This window comes from Fibrobacter sp. (assembly GCA_024398965.1).
In the GTDB taxonomy this organism is placed as follows: domain Bacteria; phylum Fibrobacterota; class Fibrobacteria; order Fibrobacterales; family Fibrobacteraceae; genus Fibrobacter.
The window spans coordinates 23,634-46,078 of the sequence record JAKSIF010000018.1 but is presented as its reverse complement, the minus strand read 5'-3'; the positions used below and the strand labels follow the sequence as shown (position 1 = coordinate 46,078).

Here is a 22,445-nt window from a genome sequence, read left to right as displayed (position 1 = left end):
AGTCCTTATTTTTTCTTCTTGCTATTCTCGAAGTCCTGCTTCATCTCGGCAGAACCCTTGTCGTCGCGACGATAAACTTCGGGCGGCACGTTGTCAAAGCCCTGAAGAGCGTTGAGCCAGTTATCGTTAAGATCGCGGAATTCCAACTTGTTGAGGCTGTATACCAAGGAATCGTTGACTACATCAAAGGTGATAAAGTCCCAACGGATAACCTTACGATCGCTGAACACTTCACGGCTAACCAGGGCTGTTTCGGAATCAAAGCGGTAGCGAGCCTTGAAGGTATACTCACCGGTCATCTGGTAACGACCAGAGTCGGAATAAGTGCGAGTGACGCCAACTAAGGTGTCGTTCATGCCAAACCGGAGTTCAGCATCGCGGAAAGCGTGGCCGTGGGCAACAATGGGAGTGCGCCATACGCCAAAGAGCTTTTCCTTCATGGTCTTCTGGAGAGTGGTATCCACATTCCAGTGGTCAAAATTCTTCTTATCGTACTTGGCACGCTGAACGTACTTACCCTGCTGGATAAGGCTGCGAACACTATCGGCCTGAGCCTTGGCTAGGCTATCGGAGTTGCGGGGGCCAGCAGAGGGAACTGCTCGATTCATGGAATCAAGCTTTGCCTGAATCATGTCGTCAAGGGTAGAAGCTCCGCGAGGGGCTGCCACCACCTGGGATTCAACTTTAGTAGGAGCTGGAGCGCTAACCGCAGCAGCAGGAGCAGGCTGAGCCTGGGCTGCCGGTTGAGCCATGGCCATGCTAACGAAAGCCAGGGACAAAGCCGACAAAACAACATGCTTATACGTAGAGAAACTCATCAACTTAAATCTAGTTAAAGGATTTTAAAAAAGGTTGAGAAAAACGTAAAAAAAAGGCTATCTTTGGATTTATGCTCGATTATACCCAAGTTCCTTCCCCCTGCTATGTTTTGGACGAAGCCCGTCTTCGCCGAAATATGGAAATTCTTGACGATATTCAGAAAAAAACAGGCGTAAAGATCATCTGCGCCCTGAAAGGCTACAGCTTTTGGAGATCTTTCCCCCTGGTCGGCCAATACCTGGCAGGGGCAACAGCAAGCTCCCTGAACGAGGCTAGGCTCGCAAAAGAAGAAATGGGAAAGGAAGTCCATGTCTTCGCCCCGGTATACGAAGACGACGAAATCGACGAAATTCTCTCCTACGCAGGCCACATCAGTTTCAACAGCTTTAGCCAGTGGCAGCGTTTCAAGGAAAAGACCCTTAAGGCAGGTGTCTCCGCAGGCATCCGCGTGAACCCCCAGTTCTCTACGGTAGACACGGACCTCTACAATCCCTGTGGCAAGTTCAGCCGTCTGGGCGTTACCGAGGCCGAATTCAAGCCGGAACTTTTGGACGGAATCGAAGGTTTGCACTTCCACGCCCTCTGTGAACAGGATGCGGACGCCTTGGAAGGCGTCCTCGCCGCCTTCGAGCAGCACTTCGGGAAGTACCTCCCCCAGATGAAATGGGTGAACTTCGGCGGCGGGCACCATATCACCCGTAAGGATTACCACCGCGACGAACTGGTGCGCATCCTGAAAGACTTCATGGCCCGCTACCCCCACCTGACCGTCATCATGGAACCGGGCGAAGCCGTAGGTTGGCAGACCGGTGAACTGGTGGCTTCCGTCGGCGACATCGTCCACAACGAAATGGATATCGCCGTACTGAACGTTTCCATCAGCGACCACATGCCCGACTGCCTCGAAATGCCCTATCGCCCCGCCATTACCGGAGCAGGCATGCCCGGCGAAAAGAAGTTTACGTACAAACTAGCAGGCAATTCCTGCCTGGCTGGCGACCAATTAGGCGACTTCTCCTTTGACCATCCCCTTGAAGTAGGCGAAAAGATCATCTTCGAGGACATGATCCACTACACCATGGTGAAGACAACCTTCTTTAATGGTGTTCGTCATCCAAGCATCGGCAAGTTCGACGAACAGGGCAAGTTCCACCTGCTTCACAAGTTCACCTACCAGCAGTTCAAGGACAAACTTTAAATAATGAAGGATGAAGGATGAAAAATGATAATAATCCGGCTTCGCCGTTTTATAATAAGCGCGAAGCGCCATTATCTACATTTTTAATCTTTAATTCTTAATTTTTAATTGTAATCACGGCTTCGCCGTTCTATATTGAGCGCGAAGCGCCTTTGTCTAAATTGTTCATTGTTCATTGTTAATTGTTATTTGTTAATTGATATGAAGTTTACATCAGAAGAAGATACTTACAACTGGGCGATTGAATTCGGGAAGACCCTGAAGCCAGGCGATAAGGTTGCCATGTACGGAAACCTTGGCGCTGGCAAGACCGTCATCAGTCGCGGCGTGTGCAAAGGGCTTGGATTTAGCGGTTCCGTTTGCTCTCCCACCTATACAATTCTTCATGAGTATCCCAACAACCCGCCCATTTTCCACTTTGATCTTTACCGCCTAGAAGGAGGCGCTGACCTTTATGAAGTCGGTCTGGACCCCGATTATCTCGCCCAAGGCATCAGCCTCATCGAATGGCCCGAGCGTCTGGAAGACAACGACCCAGGCATTACCCATAGGATAACCATCAATATTCTATCCGAAACGGAGCGAGAGATTATCCTGGAAAAACTTTAAAAAAGAAGCCTCCCGGTTCAACCGAGAGGCTTTCTTTTGACCTATTACAAGGAATTACTTTGCAGCAGAGCTATCTGCAGCCGGAACTTCGGCTGTGCGAGACTTGGCAATGACAGCCAGTTCTTCCCATTCTTCCTTTTCGCCACCATACAGAAGCACAGCGCCCTTGTAGTCGCCGACAATCTTCAGGGCGGTAGCAGAGTCCTGCTTGTTCAAGGCAGCAGAGACATTTGCATAAAGATCCTTCATCTGGTTACGCATGTCTTCGATTTCGCCCAGACGATTCTGGCGAAGGACTTCCATGGAATCGCTTACAAAGCCCAGATCCCAGGTAGCCTCGTAGCACTTTTCTACTTCGACATACTTGGTAGCATCCTGACCGGCGGCCACATACAGGGCATCGCAAGCAGTAAAGGCTTCGGCGCTAGAGCGCTTGGCATACTGGTAGTACTGGTAACCACCAACAATCAAGCCGATAATGACCAGGAGGAAAACACCATCCTGCCAGCCCATCACAGGCGCAGTAGGCAGCTTGGGCTTGCCGTTAACGACTTCGCCAGCTTCAAGACGTTCTTCAGCCTCATCGAAGGGGCTCTTACCATTCAAAAAACTAAATGCCATTTTATTATTCCGTTTGTTATTACTTCTTTGCAAGGGCTGAGTACACCCTAGCGTACAAATAAATCTGCTTGATCAGGCTGGCAAAACCGTTGGATCTTGTAGGAGAAAGGCCAACGTTCAAACCGATATCCTGGAAGAAGGCCGGATCCATAGAAAGGATCTCAGCAGGAGCCATATCATTATAGACCTTGAGAGCCAGGGCTCCAAGACCGCGGCTGATCAGAGGATTCGTGGTACCGCCTTCCACGTCCATCTCAAAATGGATTACCTGGCCATCGAAGCTGGGAACCAGGTACATGGTAGAAGCACAGCCAACAATAATGAACTTTTCAGCCTTGAGACTTGCATCCATTCCAGGATGAGCCTTGGCCAGATCCAACAGGAACTTCCACTTATCATCGGGATCGGTAAAACTCCCGAACTTTTCGCGAATCAGATTCTGACGTTCTACGATACTAGACATGCTCAGTCAACCTACCAGTGCAAGAAGGAACGCATCTTCCAAATGAGGGACGGGCAAGCCCAGAGAACCGTAAAGAAGATACGGAATATAGTCTGCTTTTCACGGGGAAGCTTAGACAGTTTCTCGGCAGCCCTATCAAACTGTTCATCGGTAATTTTGTTAAAGCCAACCTTGGCTCGAGCAATCTGCCTATGGGAGTTGCCCATCTCAGCCATCCAGCGGGTATAGACCTCCGCTTCGATTGCCTCACGATTTTCACCAGAATCCTGAAGCCACTTGTGAGCAGCTTCTGCCACAATCTTGCCGCACAGCAAGGATTCCGTAATGCCAGAACGGCTAATGGGGTTCACGCAGCTGGCGGAATCGCCTGCCTTAAACAAACCGCACTTGGCCAAGGGCTTTTCGGACTGGCCGCAGGCAATCTTGCCGCCATAGATGGCCTTAATTGTAGCCTTCGGGTAATCCTTCTTTATAAAATCCAACAGAATCTGGCGGATAGGCTTATCAAGCTTAACATCCTTGCCCAAGACAAGACCAATGTTCACTTCCTTGCCATCGCGGGGGAAAATCCATCCGTAGCCATCCTTGAACTCACTGCCAAAGAACAGATCAATATGCTCACGGCTGTGTTCAATACCCTCTGCCACAGCAAAAATGGCCGGTTCCAGATCAGTATCGCCAGATTCAATACCCTGAAGGCACTCGATGCCGCGGGTAAGCTTTGCACCAGGACCCGTAGTATCAATAACCAACGTGGACTTCAGGTCGAACACTTCATCACCCACGCCCACCTTGAGCTCCCAGCCGCCATCTACACGGGAAAGCTTCTGGACTACGGAATCAAAGCGGCATTCCACCCCGGCCTGGACACAGGCGTCAGCAATGCTCTTATGGAAAACGGCCCTATTCAACTGCAAACCGCAGTCCTTACTATAGAATTCAGCCTTGAACCGCTTTGGCGAGGTAAAATATATGCCGGAAAGGTTACCACGGACAAAAGACGGATCTATGGGCCACAAAGCCCTAAAACGCCTTGCAGAAACGGCCTCGGCACAGAAAATAGGTTCCTTCCAGGGTTCCTTCTTATCCAAAAGCAGGACCCGTCTAGCACCGGCGGTCAAACGTCCAAGGGTGCAAGCGGCCATGAGGCCGGCGGGACCGGCACCACAAACAACTACATCATACTGATTTGATGCAAAAAAACTCATTTCGACTATAAGTTAGCTTTTATTTATAGACTTTTTTTAAATATGTTGTAGTTTTTCATTTTTTTTAGTTATTTTAGGGCTATCCGTTATTTGGTTTATCCTTAAAGGGAAAATTGTATATGAATATGAAGAGAGTATCCAAGTTTGGTCTCTGCCTTATCAGCGCCCTTGCGCTGAACGTCTTCGCTCAGGATAACTGGGAAGGCAAGGACTTGAACGTTTCTTTTAGTAACAAGCGTATCGACGGTTTCAATTTCAGCAACGCCAAGGCTGTCAAGAACACCACCGACTTCCGTCGTGCTACTGGCGAAAGCCCGGACTTCACCGGTGCAAAGCTCCCCGAAGTTTCTTTCCAGAACGCTGTGATCAGCGGCGCAAGCTTCAAGAACGCCAACCTCGAAAAGGTTGTCATTAGCGGCGCCGACATCCGTTCTTCTTCCTTCAAGGGTGCAAACATGGAAGGTGCAAACCTCTACCGTGCAACCTTGCTGGATAGCGAATTCCCCCAGGCCAACCTCAAGAATGCCCGTCTGGACGCCATGAAGGTTTCCGACCAGGCAAACTTCAGCAAGGCAGACCTCACCATGGCATCCGTCATGGACGTAGACTTGACCGCAGCTGACTTCAGCAAGGCAAACCTGACCAATGCAAATTTCTCTCGCTCCTTGATGGCAAACAGCGACCTCCGCAAGGCCACCTTGGTCAAGACCGACTTTACCGCCTGTAACCTGATTGCAGCAAACTTCAAGGGCAACGACCTTATCGACGTGAACTTCGCCAAGGCCGGTCTTTCCCAGGCGGAATTTGGCGGTGTTGAATTCAAGAACGTCAACCTCCAGGAAGCAGACCTTTCTCTGACCACCTTTAACGACGTTGACCTTTCCAAGACCCAGCTCCAGAAGGCCAAGTTCGCTCAGTCCACCCTTAAGAACATGAACTTCAACAACCAGGACCTCACTGGTGTGATTTTCGATAAGGGCTCCGTCTCCAAGAGCGAATTCCAGAAGACCAAGCTTTCCAAGGCATCCTTCTTCGATACCGAAGTCAGCAAGAACGACTTCAAGGAAGCAGAACTCCTCAAGGCAGTCTTCGACGGTGCTTACGTCCGTAAGAACATCTTCGACAAGGCCGACCTTACCAAGGCAAACTTCGCCAACTCCACCATCGAACGTTCCGACTTCATCCTGGCTCAGCTGGGTGGTGTAAGCTTCGCCGGTGCAAAGCTGGAAAAGGTTAACTTCACCAACGCCAACATGCAGGGCATCAAGATCGACGCCGACACCAAGATGAACGACGTTGACTTCTCCGGTGCAAATCTGGAAGGCGCTAAGATCGAAAAGTTCACCGCCAAGAAGGTTATCTACGATAACAAGACCACCTTCCCGTCTGGTTTCGACCCTCGTCAGTACGGCTTCACCAAGCGCGGTGAAAAGGCTGCCGACATCAAGGTCGAAGGCAAGAAGAAGAAGCGTTCCGACGACGGCGACGATGAAGATCAGCCGAAGAAGAAGAAGAAAAAGAAGAAGAAAGCCGCTGAAGAAGACGACGACGAGTAATCTTCCCTATAACGGATTTATTAAAAAGAGGCGCTCACTTGAGCGTCTCTTTTTTGTTTCCTACTTCTTGTCCATCAGCCAGGCGATTGCCTGCCCTAGGTTATGGACTCGGGTAATCTTCATGTTTCCCGCCCTTTCAGGAAGGTTACCCGAGGCCGGCACTATGGCTTCGGTCATTCCCAGGCGGGCGGCTTCCTTAAGTCGCTGGTCCAGCAGGCTTACGCTGCGGATCTCGCCAGAAAGGCCTAGTTCACCTACGGCGATGGTCTGACGGCTAAGCGGAATGCCCAGGTGGTTGCTGGCCACAGCAAGCGCCAGGGCCAGGTCAGAGGAGGTGTCGTTGACCTTCATACCGCCAGCAATGCTGGCAAAGATGTCGGATGCGCCGATAGTGATGCCGCCGAACTTCTCCAGCAGGGCAAGAATGATGGTGAGACGTTTGGGGTCGATACCCGCGGCCACCCTCTGCGGGACCGCAAACGTGGTCTGATTCACTAAAGCCTGTGTTTCGAACAGGAGGGCTCGGGAACCTTCCAGCGTACAACAGACTACACTGCCCGGCGTAGGCGGAGTATTCTCCTGCAGGAACACCTTGCTGGGGTTGGCCACGGGCGAAAGGCCATGGCTGGTCATCTCGAAGACCCCGATTTCGTCGGTGGCCCCAAAGCGGTTCTTGATTGTGCGCAGCAGACGGTACTGGTGGTTTCGGTCGCCTTCGAAGTAGGCGACGGTATCTACCATGTGCTCCAAAATGCGGGGGCCTGCAATCTGTCCGTCCTTGGTCACATGACCAATGACAATGGTTATGCAGCCCGTATTCTTGGCAAAGACCATCAGGTCCAGCGTACATTCTCGCAACTGGCTAGCTGCTCCCGGGGTGCCCGTAAGATCGTCCTTATAAACAGTCTGGATAGAGTCTATGACCAAAACCTGGGGCTTGACTTCCCCCGCCATCTGCAATATCTTGTTCAGGTTTGTTTCACACAGCAGCAGCATGTCGGAACCAGCCACATTCAAGCGTTCGCTACGAAGCTTGACCTGTACAGCGCTTTCTTCGCCGCTGACGTACAAAGCCTTGACTCCGGCAGCGTTCATGGTAGCCAAGGTAGAAAGCACCAGGGTGGACTTGCCAATACCCGGGTCACCACCAATAAGCACCAGCGAACCTGGAGCAAATCCGCCTCCCAACACACGGTCAAACTCGGAATTAGCGGTACTAAGGCGCTTGGTGTCTTCCGTTGCCACATCCTTTAACGCAACCACCTTATGAACGGGGCCGCCCAGCCCTCGCCCGCCGCGGCCGGCAGATGGATCCACCGGTTCAACCACATGCTCCTTCAGGCTGCTCCATGCCCCGCAGAAGGGGCACTTGCCCGCCCACTTGGGAGTCGTGTTTCCGCACTCGGTACAAAGGAACTCAATTTCTTTTTTTGCTTTAGACTTATTTACTGCTACCATGTGCACTAATATAGATAAAACCCCATGACAATTTGTGTCATGGGGTGAATTAAAATACAACTATCTTACCTGAGAGTGTCTAGAACCCTACAGCAATTTTCTGAGAAAGATTTCCCTTTCGAACCAGATAGAGTCCTGGCGTTTTGAATTTAGCCTTTAAGACGTCGGCAACCGTTATTCCTCCAAACTGTTCTACACGCAAGGAACCCAGGAAACGCCCCTGCATGTCAAATACGGATACTTCCCCAGAGACCTCCACAGATGCGGCGAAATCTGCCTTGATGGAAGTTGTGTTGTCGGAGCTGCTGGACTTGATCATTCCGAATTCATAGGCTCCCAAATCAGGTGCTGCGCCAACAAAAGACTGGCCAATGTCTTCGCCCTTGTCGATGGCGCGGCTGCCTTCCTTCAGCTTCAGGAAGTTCAAATCGGGAACACTACCATCAGGATTTCGCGGGCCTAAAATTCCAGGAATCTTGGAGAGGTCCTCGCCCGTCACCGTCAAGCTGGGATCATCGAGACTCATGAAGTCGTCTTCCGTCAAATCCAGCTTAAAGTTCCAGGTGTTGTTTTCGCCGGTAGGACAATCCACATACTCATCATGAGTTGCATCCTTCATCCAGCAAGATCCAATCTGGGAATTCTTATTCGGGATGGCGATGTTGTTCTTCAGCACGTGGGCGTTATCGCCAAACAAGGGCATCACATCTGCGGTGCGATTCAGATCTGCATCATAAGTAGTGGAGGCCATACCGAATGAGCGGTCTCCATTTTTATAAGCGGTGTTGTTGATCCAAGTGCAGCCAGCATTGGTATAATTGGAATAGAAACCGTTAGCTACGTTTTTCCAGGCCACACAATTTTTAATGATATGATGGCCGGCACCTGTGCGACTGTAACCCATCTTAAAGCCGTGGCCATTTACTCCCGGAGGCGTTGCAGTTCCATACTTGATATAACCATTGCCCATGGCATAGCTGTTTTCTACAATGACAGGGAATTCCTGCGCAAGAACGTCATAGCCGTCGTCGCTGTTCCACCAGGAACGGCATCCCACAAATCTTGTAGTATCGCCGTCGTGCTGATAATGTACGCCAAAGCCATCGGCGTTTTCGCCATCGCCCTGCCAGCCCGTGGGGTCGTAATTGTCGTGGGCGTCGCAGTTCAACACAAGATGGCCACCGCCTCCAGAGGCTCCGTCATGAATGAAAATTCCCGGGCCCGCATTATGATGGCTGTCGATTTGTTCCAGAATAATATGCTTACTGGCGTAAAGGAAAATTCCGGAATTGGAATTGCACTTCATGGGAGTGTTACGGACTTCAAAACCTTTCAGATGCAGGTATTTTGCCGCCACCACAATGGGAGACGTCGTCATGACGCTGTCGATGGTTCCCTTGTTCCTGCAGGCTTGACCGATAGGGAGATTTGTGCCGTCAAAAATCGGGCGCTCCCCAGGGTATGCGAAGTAATAAATGCGCTTGTTGTCGCTTTCGCCGCTGGCGGTCAAAAGAATGCCCGCCGTCATCTCGTAGCGCTTGTAGTAAACCGTGTCGTTCAGGTCGTACACGCCCCCACGAATCCAGACCGTATCGCCAGCATGCACAACGGCATTCGCCTTGTTGAGGGAAGCGAAAGGCTTTTCCTTGGAACCGACTGCACTATCGCTACCATCGGTTGCTACATAATAAACCGAACTGAAAGCATGGACTGCGCACAGGGCGAGCCCCGCAAAAAGGAACTTTTTCTCCATAATCCTAAACACCTTGCTATTTTATACTAACCCGTAAGAAATATACTCTATTGTGCTAAAAACGCAAAGTTTTTCCCTAATATCGCCCTGTAAAAGAAGTAAAGAAAAGGCGCCTCGTATGAGGCACCCTTTGACATTCAACCAAGCCAGCAGGTTTTACTTATTGGGCTTGCTCACCACCGGGCGAACGCGCTTACCGCACAAGGTAACAACAATACCTGCCTGTGCAAACATGTAGTAGGCGGTATCGCGGCTGTTGTTCAAGGTGGACTTGGGATCGTAATCATCCTTTGTAACAAACACTTCGGATACGCCGGAAAGGCTCACATCCAAAGCGCAGCGTTCACAAGGGAAGCCGATGACATAAAGCTTGGATCCTTCAGGTACCTTGCCGCGGGCGTAATGCAGGGCATTGATCTCGGCATGAACCATGAAGGGATACTTGTTGGCCTCGAATTCGTGATGGCTGATCAGTTCCCCGGAATCGGCATCCAGAAGGTCGTAGGCCAACAGCTGCTTTTCGCGGGTATAGGGAACGGTTTCGTCGTCAAAACCAGCGGGAGCGCCATTGTAGCCCGTACTGATGACTCGGCCGTCAGCAGACACGAGGATTGCGCCCATCTGGGTGTTCTGATCTTTAGAAAGACGAGCCTGCGCCACCATCATCTGGGTGTAGACTTCGTCGCGGAGCTTTGCACGAGAAGAATTGCTATTCATGGCATTAAATATAACATAAAGAAACTGGTGGCAGCCGAAGCCACCACCAGCTTTTGGGGGTTAGGAGGATCCTTTTACTGAACCTTGGCAGCCTTTGCCAATGCGTCAGTCAAACTCATTCCGGTAAATTCCTGAGCGGAGAACCAGCGGCCACTCTTCTTGTCGTCCAGAAGAACGCCCATCATGGAGCCCGGAATAACCGTCTCGGGTGCGTTGGGAGCGTTAGGACCACCAAGATCGGTACGAAGCCAACCCGGGTCCATAAGGTTCATCATCACGTCAGTCCCATTTAGTTTGCATGCAAAATCTTGAACAAACTTCGTGAGGGCTGCCTTGGCTGCTGCGTAACCAGAAAGTTCCGGTTCGTTGGCGATGCCACTTGTAGTAAGCTGCATGCGACCAAAACCACGCTTTACCATACCCGGCAAGAAATGATAGCAAATTTTTACGGGCGCGAAGAAATTAACTTCCATGGCGTGACGGAAATCACACATGGTGTTGGTCAAATAATCCTGGAAATAATGGCTCATAAGACCAGCGTTATTGTAGACAAAGTCTACCTGGATGCCCCAGGAGTCGATTTCGGCCAAAGCGGCGTCAATTTCGGATTCATTTTCCAAATTGCAGCCAACTGCACGGACTTCTACACCATACTGCTTAAGTTCTGCAATCACAGGTTCAGCGTGAGCCTTATCACGTCCCTGCAGAATGATATTTGCACCAAGCTTTGCCATTTCGATGGCGGTGAGGCGACCTACACCACGGCAGCCGCCAGTAATCAAGGTCCATTTGCCCTTAACGTCAGTCATTTTCCAATCCTTTGCAACTTCGGTTGCGTTATACGAATAAGATAGCCTTTTCAAGTACGAATGAGCGTATTTTCCCAAATCTTTTTGGTTACAGCCGTAACAGCCCCATTTAGCGCCCTTTACGAGTCCTTTTTGAAGACTAAAAAAAATCCTGTTCACAGCAATTTCTAAATTTCTGCGAAAATATTCTATTGGAATAACAATGAATAAAAATCGCGATAACTGGGGCTCCAAACTTGGAGTCATTTTGGCGGTGGCAGGGTCTGCCGTCGGTCTTGGCAATTTTCTTCGATTCCCGGTGCAGGCAGCCACAAACGGCGGCGGCTCCTTCATTATCCCCTACCTGATAGCTTTCCTGCTCCTGGGCATTCCCCTTTCCTGGATGGAATGGACCTTGGGACGTGCAGCAGGCGGTAAGCGTCACGGAACGGCTCCGGGCGGATTCCACTATATCCTGGGAAAGAAGCCTTGGGCAAAGCACCTGGGCTCCCTCTGTATTCTGCCCCCGCTGTTCATCAGTTTCTACTACATGTTCATCCAGTCCTGGATTCTTGCATTCACATACTATTCCGCAACCGGAAAGTTGATGGAAGTTGTTGCTGGCGGCTACGGCCCCATGAAGGAATTCTTCGGCAACTACATTATGCTGAACACCCAAATTGGTCCCTTCCCCGCAGCAATCCTGTTCTTCCTCATTACCTTCGCCTGCAACATGGGCCTGCTCAGTTTCGGTGTCCGCAAGGGCATTGAACGCGTCAACAAGATTACCATGCCGATACTCTTGGTTATGGGACTTATTCTCGTTGGACGTGTACTGACTATCGATGGCATCGGCAAGGGTCTTGCCTTTGTTTGGAACCCCAACCTTTCTGAAATCACCAACCCCACCGTTTGGCTAGCCGCCTCGGGCCAGGTGTTCTTTACCATGAGCCTTGGCATGGGTATTGTGTTCTGCTACGCAAGCTACCTTAAGCCCAAGGAAGACCTGGTTCTTTCCTCCCTCACAGCAGCCTCTACCAACGGTTTCGCAGAAATCATCCTGGGCGGCACCATCGTGATTCCCATGGCTGTTCTTATCGCCGGAGCCAACATCGAGGAATGCGCCAAGCTTGGCACCTTCGGACTTGGTTTCCAGACCATGCCTTTCGTATTCGGCCAGCTGCCCTTTGGCGGATTCTTCCAGACTTTGTGGTTCGGCATGTTATTTATTGCCGGCGTCACTAGCGCTATTTCCATTATCCAACCCCTTATCAGTTTCTGCGAAGACGACCTGAAGCAGAGCCGCAAGGGCGCCATCACTTCCGTCAGTATCGTCACCTTCCTTGGTGGCCTTGTAGGCATTTTCGGCCTCGCCGCCGGCGCCGTTGACGAATTCGACTTCTGGGGAGGAAGCTTCCTCCTGGTGTTCATCGGAACGATCCAGGCATTCATCTTCTCCTTCATCCTAGGTAAGCGTAAAGTCAAGCTTGACGATGGCTCAGAAGAATCCGAGGCATTCGCCCTGATGAACGAGGGCGCCGCCCTCAAGCTTCCCAAGTTCTTTAGATTCATCATCCGCTATGTCTGCCCAACATACCTGGCCATCGTGCTGGTAGCTTGGCTTATCCATGACGGTTGGGCCGTTGTAAGCCTGCAGGGAGTTCCTGCCGACGCCATGGTGACCTTCCTTGGCCACCAGATGAGCCAGATTTCATTTACCTGGGGAGTGAGAATCTTCCTGCTGCTCTGCACCGTTCTCCTGAACGTGCTGATCTATCTTGCCTGGCGCAAGGGCGATCCCGCTGACCAGCCCCCCACCCCCACTCACAAGCAGAACATGCCCGTCGGCGATTCCGATGTTATTGAACCTAAGGTCAAGGAGGCCTAGTCATGGAACTTTCTATTGGTGGAATCATCTTCATGGTCGGCTCCTGGACTGTCATTGTTGGCCTTTGCGCATTCTGCTTTGGCAAGGTCTTCAAGAAGAAATAACGATTCGTTTGTTAGAGTTTTTATGAAGTTGTATAAGTACCACGGAGCCATTCCCTTCTTTTTTGCTGTGTTCTTCGGGGCATTCACCCAGATGGGAATCTTTGTCCACTTCCAGACCTGGCTTAGCGCCAACTACCAGGATTCAGCCTTCATTTGGAGAAGTTTCCTACTACAGGTGGCCATGTTCGTGCCAAGCATCATCATGATGCCAATTGCCAGCTACTTTGTCGGCAAGCAATCAAAGAGCCGAGCCATGGGATGGTCAGGCATCATTGCCGTAGCAGCCCTTATTGCCATCTCGGTCTGTTATGTGACAGACTGCAACTGGGTCGCCTTCGGGCTAGTTGGCGTCTACGGTCTTGCCTACGCCTTGCACGTTCCCGCACGACTTAGTGCCATGAAGGAAATCTTTGACGGGAGTGATCTGGTAAAGGCCAACGCCTGGTTCATGATCTACTACGTGCTGGGAGTTGCCCTGGCAGCCTACCTAGGCTTCACCGGATTCAACCAGATCCTGTTCATATACCTGGGCGCAGCTGTGGCTACCACGATATTCAGCTTCTTTAGCCGTGTTGGTAAGCGAGATGATTCAGCAAAGTATCGTTCTGCACGTCGCGTATTCAGTGCCACATGGAAGATACCCAGCGCAAAGCTTGCCATTCTGGGATTGTCTGCCTTCTGGGGTGTAATGCAGATTCTGATGCTTTTAGCTCAGCACATGACAAGCCACAGTGTTGACAACACCTTCAGCCTTACCTCTGCAGGATTTATCGTTACAGTAACCCTTACAGGAGCAGGCATTATTATCGGAGCGATCATTGCCAGCGCCTCTTCCAAGGGCTTTGTGGAAACTGGGCTTATCCCCTTTGCAGCCATCGCCTCCGCCCTGGTTATGTATCTGATTCCCTTTGTACAGATTGATTGGCTGCAGGCTATTCTTTACAGTATTCTTGGCATCAGCACCGGTGCTGCATTCGTGATTCTTCGTGCAACAATCCAGAATTTGACCAAGCCCAATACGGCTGGGCGAATTCATGCAGTATCGAACATGATCCAGATGATAGTTCTTTCCATTCTTATGGGTGGACAGACCCTGCTGCTCATCTTTACAAGGTGCGAAGTACGTCACTGTTTCCTAATTCTAGCAGTGATGTTCACCTTGACTTTCATCCTGACTCTAAGAAGTAATCACATGACTCTTTTACGCGCAGGCCTCCGCTTTGCCTTCAGCTTTGTATTCCGTTACCGCGTAATCGTAAAGGGTAGCGAAAACATTCCCGAAAGTGGTCCTGCCCTCTTGATTGGTCCTCACTTCAGCTACATCGACTGGGCAGTGCTCCAGATGGCAAGTCCCCGTCCTCTTCGCATTGCAAGCAACCGCAACACCTTTGCAGACTGGTACCAGCGTTGGCTGTTCCACGGCAAGTTCCTGATTCCCATCAACCGCCGCGATCCCAAGCCCGCCATGGACGAAATCCACCAAGCATTGCTCAACGGAGAAGTGGTGGTTATCTTCCCCGAAGGTGAAGTATCCAAGTCACCCTTCATTTCAAAGTTCTCCCTCAGCTATTCCGAAGCCGTTAACGACACCGGCGCACAGATTATTCCCTTCTACATTCAGGGCCTTTGGGGCAGCCGTTACAGCCATGCCTCCGAGTCCGTCAATCGTCCCCAGTATTACAATCGTATCGTTAGCGTAGGTTTCTCCAAGGCTCGTCCCGTAACGGACTCTGAGGAACAAATCCGTGCTGATTTGCAGGCACTGAGTGCTGACGTTTGGAACATGGCTATGGATCATTCCAAGCCCATCGTTCCCCTCTGGTTTAGGGCAATGCGCAAGCGTCGCAACCGTCCCATTTTGATTGATCCCGCAGGCAACCACGTTTCTGGTCACGGCATGCTCCGCCTCTGCCACCGCTTTGGCGACAAGATTCACTCTGTCGCCAAGGGCGAACGCCGCGTAGGCTTCATGCTCCCCACCAGTCGCGATGCAGCTCTCGGCATCATGTCCATTCTCGGTACCGGCAAGACCTCCGTAAACTTGAACTACACCGCCCCTGTGGACACCGTCCTTGGATGTATCGAGAAGGCCGACGTTTCTACGGTGGTTACCACCCGCGCCTTCCTCACAAAACTTTCCAGCAAGAACTCGGCCTTCGATGAAATCGCCAAACGCTGCAAGATGATCTATCTTGACGAGGAAGAAGAAAATCTCGGTTCCATCGGCCGCCTGCTGGATGCTGCCAAGATTAAGTTCTTCCCGGCGAAATTGCTGAAGTTCCTGTGGTTTAAATCCGGCAAACTTAACGACGACGCCTTGATTCTCTTCAGCTCGGGTTCCGAAGGTACTCCCAAGGGTGTACAGCTGACTCATAAGAACATCGTCGCCAACGCCCAGCAGATGGATTATATCATCAAGCTGCACCGCGGTGACGTAATGACATCTCTATTGCCGCTGTTCCACTCCTTCGGTTTCACCATGACCTTCATGGCCCCCATGCTTGACGGTGTTCCCATGGTGCTTTGCCCCGACCCCACCGATATCAAGACCTTGGCACGTGTTTGCGCCCAGTACAAGACAACCATCCTTATGGGTACCCCCACCTTCCTCCGCGCCATCGCCATCAACCGCTGGGTTCACCCCATGTGTCTCGACACCTTGCGATACATTGTTGCCGGCGCAGAAAAACTCCGCCCCGAAATGCGCGAAGCCTTCAAGCTGAAGTTCGGTAAGGACATCTACGAAGCCTACGGCTGTACAGAACTTTCTCCCCTGGCCACCCTGAACGCTCCCAACGTGCTGTTGGACGACTTCCTGACCATGGGCAAGTGCAACGATACATCCAGTATCGGCATGGCTATTCCTGGTTCCATTACTGCAATTATCGACCCGGAAACCAATGAGTTCCTGGATCCCTCCTCCGAAGGCATGATTGTGGTCAGCGGCCCCCAGGTAATGAAGGGTTACCTGAAGGATCCCGAAAAGACCGCAAGCGTTGTATTCGAGAAGGATGGACGCCGCTGGTACAAAACCGGCGACAAGGGCACCCACACCCCCGACGGCTTCGTACAGATTCTCGGTCGATACAGCCGATTCGCCAAGCTTGGCGGCGAAATGATTTCCCTGACTGCCGTGGAACTTCGCCTTGCAGAAACCAAGCTGCTGGAAGGCATGGAATTCGCCGTTACCGCAGTACCAGACTCCGTCAAGGGTGAACGCATCGTTCTTCTCGTCAACGGAAACTTCGACGAAGAGGATCTGTCTCGCAAGATCCGCAAGTCCGGCATTCCGCCGCTCATGATTCCGGGTTCCGTGTTCAAGGTGAACAATATTCCCAAGCTGGGTTCCGGCAAGTGGGACTTCACCAACATGAAGAAAATGGCCATCGAACTGGTAGACGGAACTAAGAAATAAAGCAAAGTATCATCATTAAGAGCTCCCGACAAATTGTCGGGAGCTTTTTTAAATTGTATATTAAGCGAAAACAAGAAGGTCTTTTTATGCAGAACATAATCAAGAAAGTTGAAGAATTGGGTTTGGTAATGCCCGCCGTTGCAGCACCTTTGGCCGCATACGTTCCCGCCACTCGCGCAGGCGACATTGTTTTTGTTTCGGGACAGCTGCCCTCCGTAAACGGTGATTTTTCTGCATATACAGGCATCGTGCCCACGGCCCTTTCTCAGGAGAAGGCTACGGAAGGCGCCGCCATTTGCCTGTTGAACAACATAGCCGCAGCCATGAGCATGCTGGAAGATGGCGAAACATTGAAGCTAGTGCAAATGCAGGGTTTTGTCCAATCCTCCCCCGACTTCAAGGAACAGCCGGCAATTCTCAACGGCGCCAGTGAATTGGCAGTAAAGATTCTTGGGGATAACGGCAAGCACGCCCGCACCGCAGTTGGCGTAGCCGCACTGCCCAAGAATGCAGGCGTGGAAATCAGCTGTACTTTCCAAGTTATCAAGAGCGAGGCTAAATTCCAGGGACGTATGAACTGGATCGAACCGTAGTATTATCGCATTCGAGAATCGCAATCAACCTATATGAAAAAACGTCGTTCTGCTTAGAACGGCGTTTTCATTTTTAGAATTCAAATTTTTGAAGCCACTCCCGCATTTTATTAGGCGGGATTTGTTTCTTGCGAGATTGAGTTGCAATAAAAGCGCCGACAGTCGATGCCATTTTCACTGGATTAAGGTTAAAGCCAACACGGCCTAGGTCTAGGCGGTCAGCGTCATAGCAAGTGTCAATGGTGATATCACCGTTGTGTCGTTCCGTAGTGTGATGTGTGCAGGCATGATACAACTTTTCAAACTGTTCATCGGTAATTTCAAAAAGCTTTTCTTCACGGCACTTCTTAGCAAATTCCGCGCCGCGGCCACCATGGGTTTCGTCGTAGCCATCACTTTCCCGCTTGGAATCGTGAAAGAGCGCAAACAAGCGCACAACCGTAATATCGGCACCCGTCTTTTTCGCAAGCAATAGGCCGTTAAACTCCACCTGGCGCCAATGGGCCAGCCCGTGGATTTCGGAATCGTAAATACGGTCCTCAAAAACGTAGTCCTGTAATGCTGCGAAATCGATCATAGGGAATTTATAATGAACAGTTAACAATGTTTATACACGCGGCTTCGCCGCATCATAATGTAGCGAGCGTCGCTCGCATTCTTTTCATTGTTCATTTTTCATTGTTCACTTTTTAATTGTTCCCGTAGTTCTCCTTCAAGTCCATGAGGTATTGGAGAGCCTGCATGGGGGTCATTTCTTCGGGACGGAGGCGGCGAACTTCTTCCTTCAGGAGCATGGTGCTTTCGTCGGGAGGAGCGAACAGATCAACCTGAGGCTTTTCCTTCAACTTCTTGTTGGCGGCTTCGTCGCTGGGGTCAATCTTGTGCTTTTCAAGACGCATCAAGATCTTGCGGGCGCGGCGCAGCACGTTGTTGGGAAGGCCAGCCATTTCAGCCACATGGATACCGTAGCTGGAGTCGCAGGCGCCTTCCAGAATCTTGTGCAGGAAAATCAGTTTGTCGCCCTTCTCCTGAACGGCTACCTGGTAGTTGCCGGCGTGCTCCAGATCTTCCACCAGGCCAGTCAATTCGTGGTAGTGGGTGGCAAAGAGCGTTAGGGCAGCGCGGGCCGGCTCGTCGTGCAAAGTCTCCACGATAGCCCAGGCAATGGAGAGGCCGTCGAAGGTACTGGTACCGCGTCCGATTTCGTCAAGCAGCACCAGGCTGTGGGCGGTGGCGTTACGCAAAATATTTGCGGTCTCGATCATTTCCACCATGAAGGTAGAAAGGCCGCGGCTCAGGCGGTCGCTGGCACCCACACGGGTAAAGATGCGGTCCACAACGCCAATGCGGGCAGATTCCGCAGGCACGAAACAGCCGATTTGCGCCATCAGCACAATGAGGCCGGTCTGACGCAGGTACGTAGATTTACCAGCCATGTTGGGGCCGGTGATAAGCATCAGTCGGGTAGCTTCCGGCGACAGCGTTACGTCGTTGCTGATGAAGTCCAGGTCGGGATTTACAGCAACAATCACCGGATGGAAACCGCCCTTGATTTCGATGCCGGAGCCTTCGAAAACTTCGGGGCAGACGTAGTTGTACTTGCGGGCGGCGCGGCCGAAACTGTACAGCGTATCCACGCGGGCAATGGCGTTGGCAATTTCCTGAAGTTCTGCACGCCAGGAGTTGACGCGGTCACGGAGTTCAGAGAAAATCTTGTATTCCAGAGCGTGGATGTTCACTTCGGCGTTGCTGATGATGGATTCGCATTCCTTCATTTCCGGAGTGATGTAGCGTTCGGCATTTACCGTGGTCTGCTTACGAATATATTCGTCGGGAATGGGATTCGTCGCCTTGGCCATGGCGGCGCGGGTCACTTCGATGTAGTAACCGAAGACCTTGTTGTACCCCACCTTCAGGCTGGGGATTCCCAGGCGTTCCTTTTCGCGAGATTCAAGGGAAGCAATCCACTGGCGACGATCCTTGATGTCGGCATTCATGGCGTCCAACTCGGCGTTGGCACCTTCACGAATCATGCCGCCTTCGCGGACAGTCAAAGGCAGGTCTTCGTTAAACTGGTTGAGAAGTTCCTCTCCCCTGCCCTGGGCGCGAATCAAAGCCTCACGCATAGGTTCGAAAATGGGTGAACGCAAACCTTCCAAAACTTCGGCCACCTTGGAAGCCTGAGCCAGGGAGCGGCCCATACCAGCCAAGTCACGAGCGTTGGCGCGGCCAGAGCCTACACGGCCCATCAAACGTTCCATATCCAAAATGGAAGTGAGGGATTCCTTCAGTTCGTCAAGGGCAACAGGATTGTTCACCAGTTCGTCAACGGCTTCTTCGCGTTCCTTGATGCGGTCCACGGAAATCAGCGGATGGCTGACCCAGTCCTTCAAAGTACGGCCACCCATGGCGGTAACGGTAAAGTCCAGCACATAGCAGAGGGTGCTGCTGATGTCGTCGGCGTTCAGCGGGCGCACCAGTTCCAGGTTACGCAAGGTGCTGGGATCCAGCGTCATGTAGTCGTCCAGATTCAAAATCTCGAGAGCTGTAAAATGAGACAGCTCGGATTTCTTCTGGTACATAAGGTACTGAAGCATGGCGCCAGTCACAGAAGTTTCTTCGGGGCGGCCATCCAGACCGAGGCCGTCCAAGGCTTCCACCTTGAAGTGGCTGAACAAAGTATCGCGGGCAGCTTCTTCCCCAAACTGGAAAGCAGGCAACTCCGTAATCAAAATATTTTCGGACTTTACCAGATCCATGACGCCTGCCGGAATCTTGGTTCCCTCGGGAACGAGAATTTCCTTGGGCATGCGACGGCAGAATTCACATTCAAAAGCCTGCACAGAACTCTTGCAAGTTGCCAAATAACCGGTGGTCACATCGGCGATGGCAAACACGGCGGCTTCTTCGGCGCCCTTGCCTTCGGATTTTTCTTCAAAGGTTCCCGGAATGTAGGCGCAAAGGTAGTTTGCTTCCTTGGCATCCAGGTTAGCTTCGTTCATAGCGGTACCGGCACTGATGATTTCCACAATGTCGCGCTTGACAATCCCCTTGGCGAGTTTCGGGTCTTCCACCTGTTCGCAAATAGCCACACGGTAACCAGCAGCAACCATCTTGGGAACATAACGTTCAGCAGCGTGGTGCGGGAAGCCGCAAAGGGGCGTTGCACCGGACGCGCCGTTATTGCGGCTGGTCAAGGTAATGCCCAAAATCTTAGAAGCGATAACAGCGTCTTCTTCGAAAAGTTCAAAGAAGTCACCCATTCTAAAGAACAGAATACAACCAGGGTTCTGCGCCTTGATATCGTAATACTGTTGCATTAAGGGAGTGCAGGCCATTACAGATCTCCCATGGAAAGTTCAACCTGATCCGGGTTTTCTTCCGGCTCAACGGGTTCTTCGGCGGCAATGGATTCCGGCTTGGCGTACTGGGGCACCAAGGCTCCGGCTTCCAGAAGTTCACTGAATTCACGCAAGCGCGGCAAGTCTTCGGGAATGCGGTTGATTCCGAAATACTTCATGAATTCCTGAGTGGTAACATAAGTGTAAGGGTTGCCCACCGTTTCGGCGCGGGAGCCCAGAGCAATAAAGCCCTTGTCCAGCAGGTTACGGATAGGACCATCCACAGAAGAAACGCCACGGACCTGTTCAATGGCGGCCTTGGTAATGGGCTGCTGGTAGGCAATCACGGCCAGGGTTTCCAAAGCGGCCTGGCTCAAGCGGCGGGCATTTGCCTCGGGGAACAGCTTGCGTACCCAGGGATAATACTTGGCTCGAGTTCTAAAGCGATAACCGCCAGCCTGTTCCACAATCTCAAAGGGAGAGTTAATCTTGTTCAGGGAATCATTGGCGGCAATCAAGGCATCGGACACCAGACGAGCATCCAAAAAATCGCCAAGGATTTCGCGCAGCTTCTTTAAAGTCACAATATCCGGAGAGGCAAAAACCAATGCCTGGATAATGCGAGCCAGATCTTCCTGGCTTTCAACTTTCGGGAGTTCCGCCGATTCTTCGGCCAAATCATCGATGTTCTGATCTTCTGCCATAATCTTACCAGTTAAAAATTAAGTATGAAAAATGAAGAATTTATACATTGTTCATTTAAAATACTACCAAGTCGTTTTTGTGTACAAGTTCGTCGGCAACGTCCTTACCCAGCAAGGCATGGATTTCCGCGGTCTTCTTGTGAAGCACCAGCTTCAGGGTTTCGCTATCGAACTTGGCAACACCGCGGGCTACGGCTTCGCCTGATTCGCAGAGCACTTCAATCAGGTCACCCTTGTCGAAATGCTTCTTCACAGAAACAACACCCACAGGCAGCAGGCTGGAATGCTTTTCGCGGAGTGCCTTCACGCCACCTTCGTCCACCACCACGCTTCCGCGGGGAGTGGTAATAAAGCTGAGCCAACGCTGACGGCTGTTAAGTTTCTTCTTGGAACCTACGAACAAAGTTCCCTCGGCCTGTTCCAGAATCACTTCGTGGGGCAGCACGCGCATACCGCAAGCAAGGAACGCATTGCAGCCGCTCTTGGTTACGTTGCGGATGGCCTCAAGCTTACTACGCATACCGCCGGTACTTACAGCGGAGCCCGCTTCACCGGGCTTGCCTGCCAAGGCGAGAACCGCAGGAGTAATCTCGGGAACGAAACGCAGCAAGCGTGCGTTGGGATTCTTCTTGGGATTGTCATCGAAGAGGCCGTCTTCGTCGGTAAAGATCAAGAGCAAGTCGGCATCAAGGAACAATGCAACGTCGGAAGACAGCTTGTCGTTATCGCCCACCTTGATTTCGGCAACCGCCAAGGAGTCGTTCTCGTTAATGATGGGAACAATCTTACGGGTAAGCATGGCCTTGATGGTGTTCTGCAAGTTCTTGTAGCGGTTACGGTCGCGGAAGTCCTCGGCAGACAAAAGAATCTGGCCAACGGAAAGTTGACACCAGCGGAACATTTCGCGGTAAGCGTACATCAGGTCGATCTGGCCCACAGCGGCGCAAGCCTGCTTCTCGGCGATAACCGTGGGCTTTTCCTTGTAGCCCAGCTGGCTCATGCCGGTACCTACAGCACCGGAAGTCACAATCACCACTTCCTTGCCAGCTTCCATAAGGCGAGCCACGGAATCAGCCAGTTTCTGGATGTAACGGGTACGGACGCCACCCTTCTCGGAATCCACCAAAATGCGGGAACCGATCTTCACCACAATGCGATGGGCTTCATTCAAAATGTTCTTTCTTAATTCACTCATAATTAGCGTAAAGCG

18 protein-coding genes are annotated in these 22,445 nt (G+C 51.5%); 6 read left to right on the top strand and 12 right to left on the bottom strand.

The genetic code is table 11. From position 1 onward, the window contains the following. Positions 1–5: 5 nt before the first annotated feature. The gene (locus MJZ26_08840) at positions 6–818 is read right to left on the bottom strand and encodes a hypothetical protein (protein MCQ2105884.1); all 813 of its coding nucleotides are present in this window, start codon (positions 816–818) and stop codon (positions 6–8) included. A 71-nt stretch (positions 819–889) separates the two neighbouring features. Here MJZ26_08840 and nspC point away from each other — a divergent pair, with 71 nt between their 5' ends. Next, a complete protein-coding gene (nspC, locus tag MJZ26_08835) occupies positions 890–2,017 on the top strand; it encodes a carboxynorspermidine decarboxylase (GenBank protein ID MCQ2105883.1) in 1,128 nt (375 codons plus the stop codon). Positions 2,018–2,218: 201 nt separating this feature from the next. Continuing rightward, positions 2,219–2,626: a tRNA (adenosine(37)-N6)-threonylcarbamoyltransferase complex ATPase subunit type 1 TsaE gene (gene tsaE, locus MJZ26_08830; GenBank protein MCQ2105882.1), complete on the top strand. Its 408-nt coding sequence runs from the start codon at positions 2,219–2,221 to the stop codon at positions 2,624–2,626. A gap of 54 nt (positions 2,627–2,680) precedes the next feature. On the opposite strand, the gene MJZ26_08825 is transcribed toward tsaE, so the two are convergent. The 3 genes from MJZ26_08825 to MJZ26_08815 are packed head-to-tail and all read right to left on the bottom strand — an operon-like array spanning position 2,681 to position 4,918. Then, the gene (locus MJZ26_08825) at positions 2,681–3,247 is read right to left on the bottom strand and encodes a hypothetical protein (GenBank protein MCQ2105881.1); all 567 of its coding nucleotides are present in this window, start codon (positions 3,245–3,247) and stop codon (positions 2,681–2,683) included. Between the two features lie 19 nt (positions 3,248–3,266). Then, positions 3,267–3,710 (bottom strand): SufE family protein, encoded by a 444-nt coding sequence (locus MJZ26_08820; GenBank protein ID MCQ2105880.1) that lies wholly within the window; start codon positions 3,708–3,710, stop codon positions 3,267–3,269. A gap of 11 nt (positions 3,711–3,721) precedes the next feature. Then, positions 3,722–4,918 (bottom strand): NAD(P)/FAD-dependent oxidoreductase, encoded by a 1,197-nt coding sequence (locus MJZ26_08815; protein MCQ2105879.1) that lies wholly within the window; start codon positions 4,916–4,918, stop codon positions 3,722–3,724. Positions 4,919–5,037: 119 nt separating this feature from the next. On the opposite strand from MJZ26_08815, the gene MJZ26_08810 reads away from it, so the two are divergent. Beyond that, positions 5,038–6,474 (top strand): pentapeptide repeat-containing protein, encoded by a 1,437-nt coding sequence (locus MJZ26_08810; GenBank protein ID MCQ2105878.1) that lies wholly within the window; start codon positions 5,038–5,040, stop codon positions 6,472–6,474. A 60-nt stretch (positions 6,475–6,534) separates the two neighbouring features. Here the strand turns inward: MJZ26_08810 and radA are convergent, their stop codons facing one another. The 4 genes from radA to MJZ26_08790 form a co-directional block, all read right to left on the bottom strand. Beyond that, complete coding sequence (gene radA, locus MJZ26_08805) at positions 6,535–7,932, bottom strand: DNA repair protein RadA (GenBank protein MCQ2105877.1); 1,398 nt, start codon at positions 7,930–7,932, stop codon at positions 6,535–6,537. Positions 7,933–8,011: 79 nt separating this feature from the next. Next, positions 8,012–9,685 (bottom strand): right-handed parallel beta-helix repeat-containing protein, encoded by a 1,674-nt coding sequence (locus MJZ26_08800; GenBank protein MCQ2105876.1) that lies wholly within the window; start codon positions 9,683–9,685, stop codon positions 8,012–8,014. Positions 9,686–9,841: 156 nt separating this feature from the next. Continuing rightward, the gene (locus MJZ26_08795; protein MCQ2105875.1) at positions 9,842–10,402 is read right to left on the bottom strand and encodes a deaminase; all 561 of its coding nucleotides are present in this window, start codon (positions 10,400–10,402) and stop codon (positions 9,842–9,844) included. A 74-nt stretch (positions 10,403–10,476) separates the two neighbouring features. Next, the gene (locus MJZ26_08790; GenBank protein ID MCQ2105874.1) at positions 10,477–11,211 is read right to left on the bottom strand and encodes an SDR family oxidoreductase; all 735 of its coding nucleotides are present in this window, start codon (positions 11,209–11,211) and stop codon (positions 10,477–10,479) included. A 202-nt stretch (positions 11,212–11,413) separates the two neighbouring features. On the opposite strand from MJZ26_08790, the gene MJZ26_08785 reads away from it, so the two are divergent. The 3 genes from MJZ26_08785 to MJZ26_08775 all read left to right on the top strand — a co-directional run bounded on the left by MJZ26_08785 (position 11,414) and on the right by MJZ26_08775 (position 17,190). Beyond that, positions 11,414–13,078, top strand: coding sequence for a sodium-dependent transporter (locus tag MJZ26_08785; GenBank protein MCQ2105873.1), 1,665 nt, complete (start codon positions 11,414–11,416; stop codon positions 13,076–13,078). A gap of 126 nt (positions 13,079–13,204) precedes the next feature. Further along, on the top strand, positions 13,205–16,597 hold the full coding sequence (locus MJZ26_08780) for an MFS transporter (protein ID MCQ2105872.1): 3,393 nt from the start codon (positions 13,205–13,207) through the stop codon (positions 16,595–16,597). Between the two features lie 86 nt (positions 16,598–16,683). Next, a complete protein-coding gene (locus MJZ26_08775) occupies positions 16,684–17,190 on the top strand; it encodes a RidA family protein (protein ID MCQ2105871.1) in 507 nt (168 codons plus the stop codon). A gap of 73 nt (positions 17,191–17,263) precedes the next feature. Here the strand turns inward: MJZ26_08775 and MJZ26_08770 are convergent, their stop codons facing one another. From MJZ26_08770 to proB, 4 genes are all read right to left on the bottom strand, one after another. Further along, positions 17,264–17,767 (bottom strand): hypothetical protein, encoded by a 504-nt coding sequence (locus MJZ26_08770; protein MCQ2105870.1) that lies wholly within the window; start codon positions 17,765–17,767, stop codon positions 17,264–17,266. A gap of 112 nt (positions 17,768–17,879) precedes the next feature. After that, positions 17,880–20,510, bottom strand: a complete 2,631-nt coding sequence (gene mutS / locus MJZ26_08765) for a DNA mismatch repair protein MutS (GenBank protein ID MCQ2105869.1) — start codon at positions 20,508–20,510, stop codon at positions 17,880–17,882. 17 nt (positions 20,511–20,527) lie between these two features. Next, a complete protein-coding gene (gene scpB, locus MJZ26_08760; GenBank protein MCQ2105868.1) occupies positions 20,528–21,235 on the bottom strand; it encodes an SMC-Scp complex subunit ScpB in 708 nt (235 codons plus the stop codon). A gap of 55 nt (positions 21,236–21,290) precedes the next feature. After that, positions 21,291–22,430, bottom strand: coding sequence for a glutamate 5-kinase (gene proB / locus MJZ26_08755; GenBank protein ID MCQ2105867.1), 1,140 nt, complete (start codon positions 22,428–22,430; stop codon positions 21,291–21,293). Positions 22,431–22,445: the final 15 nt, after the last annotated feature.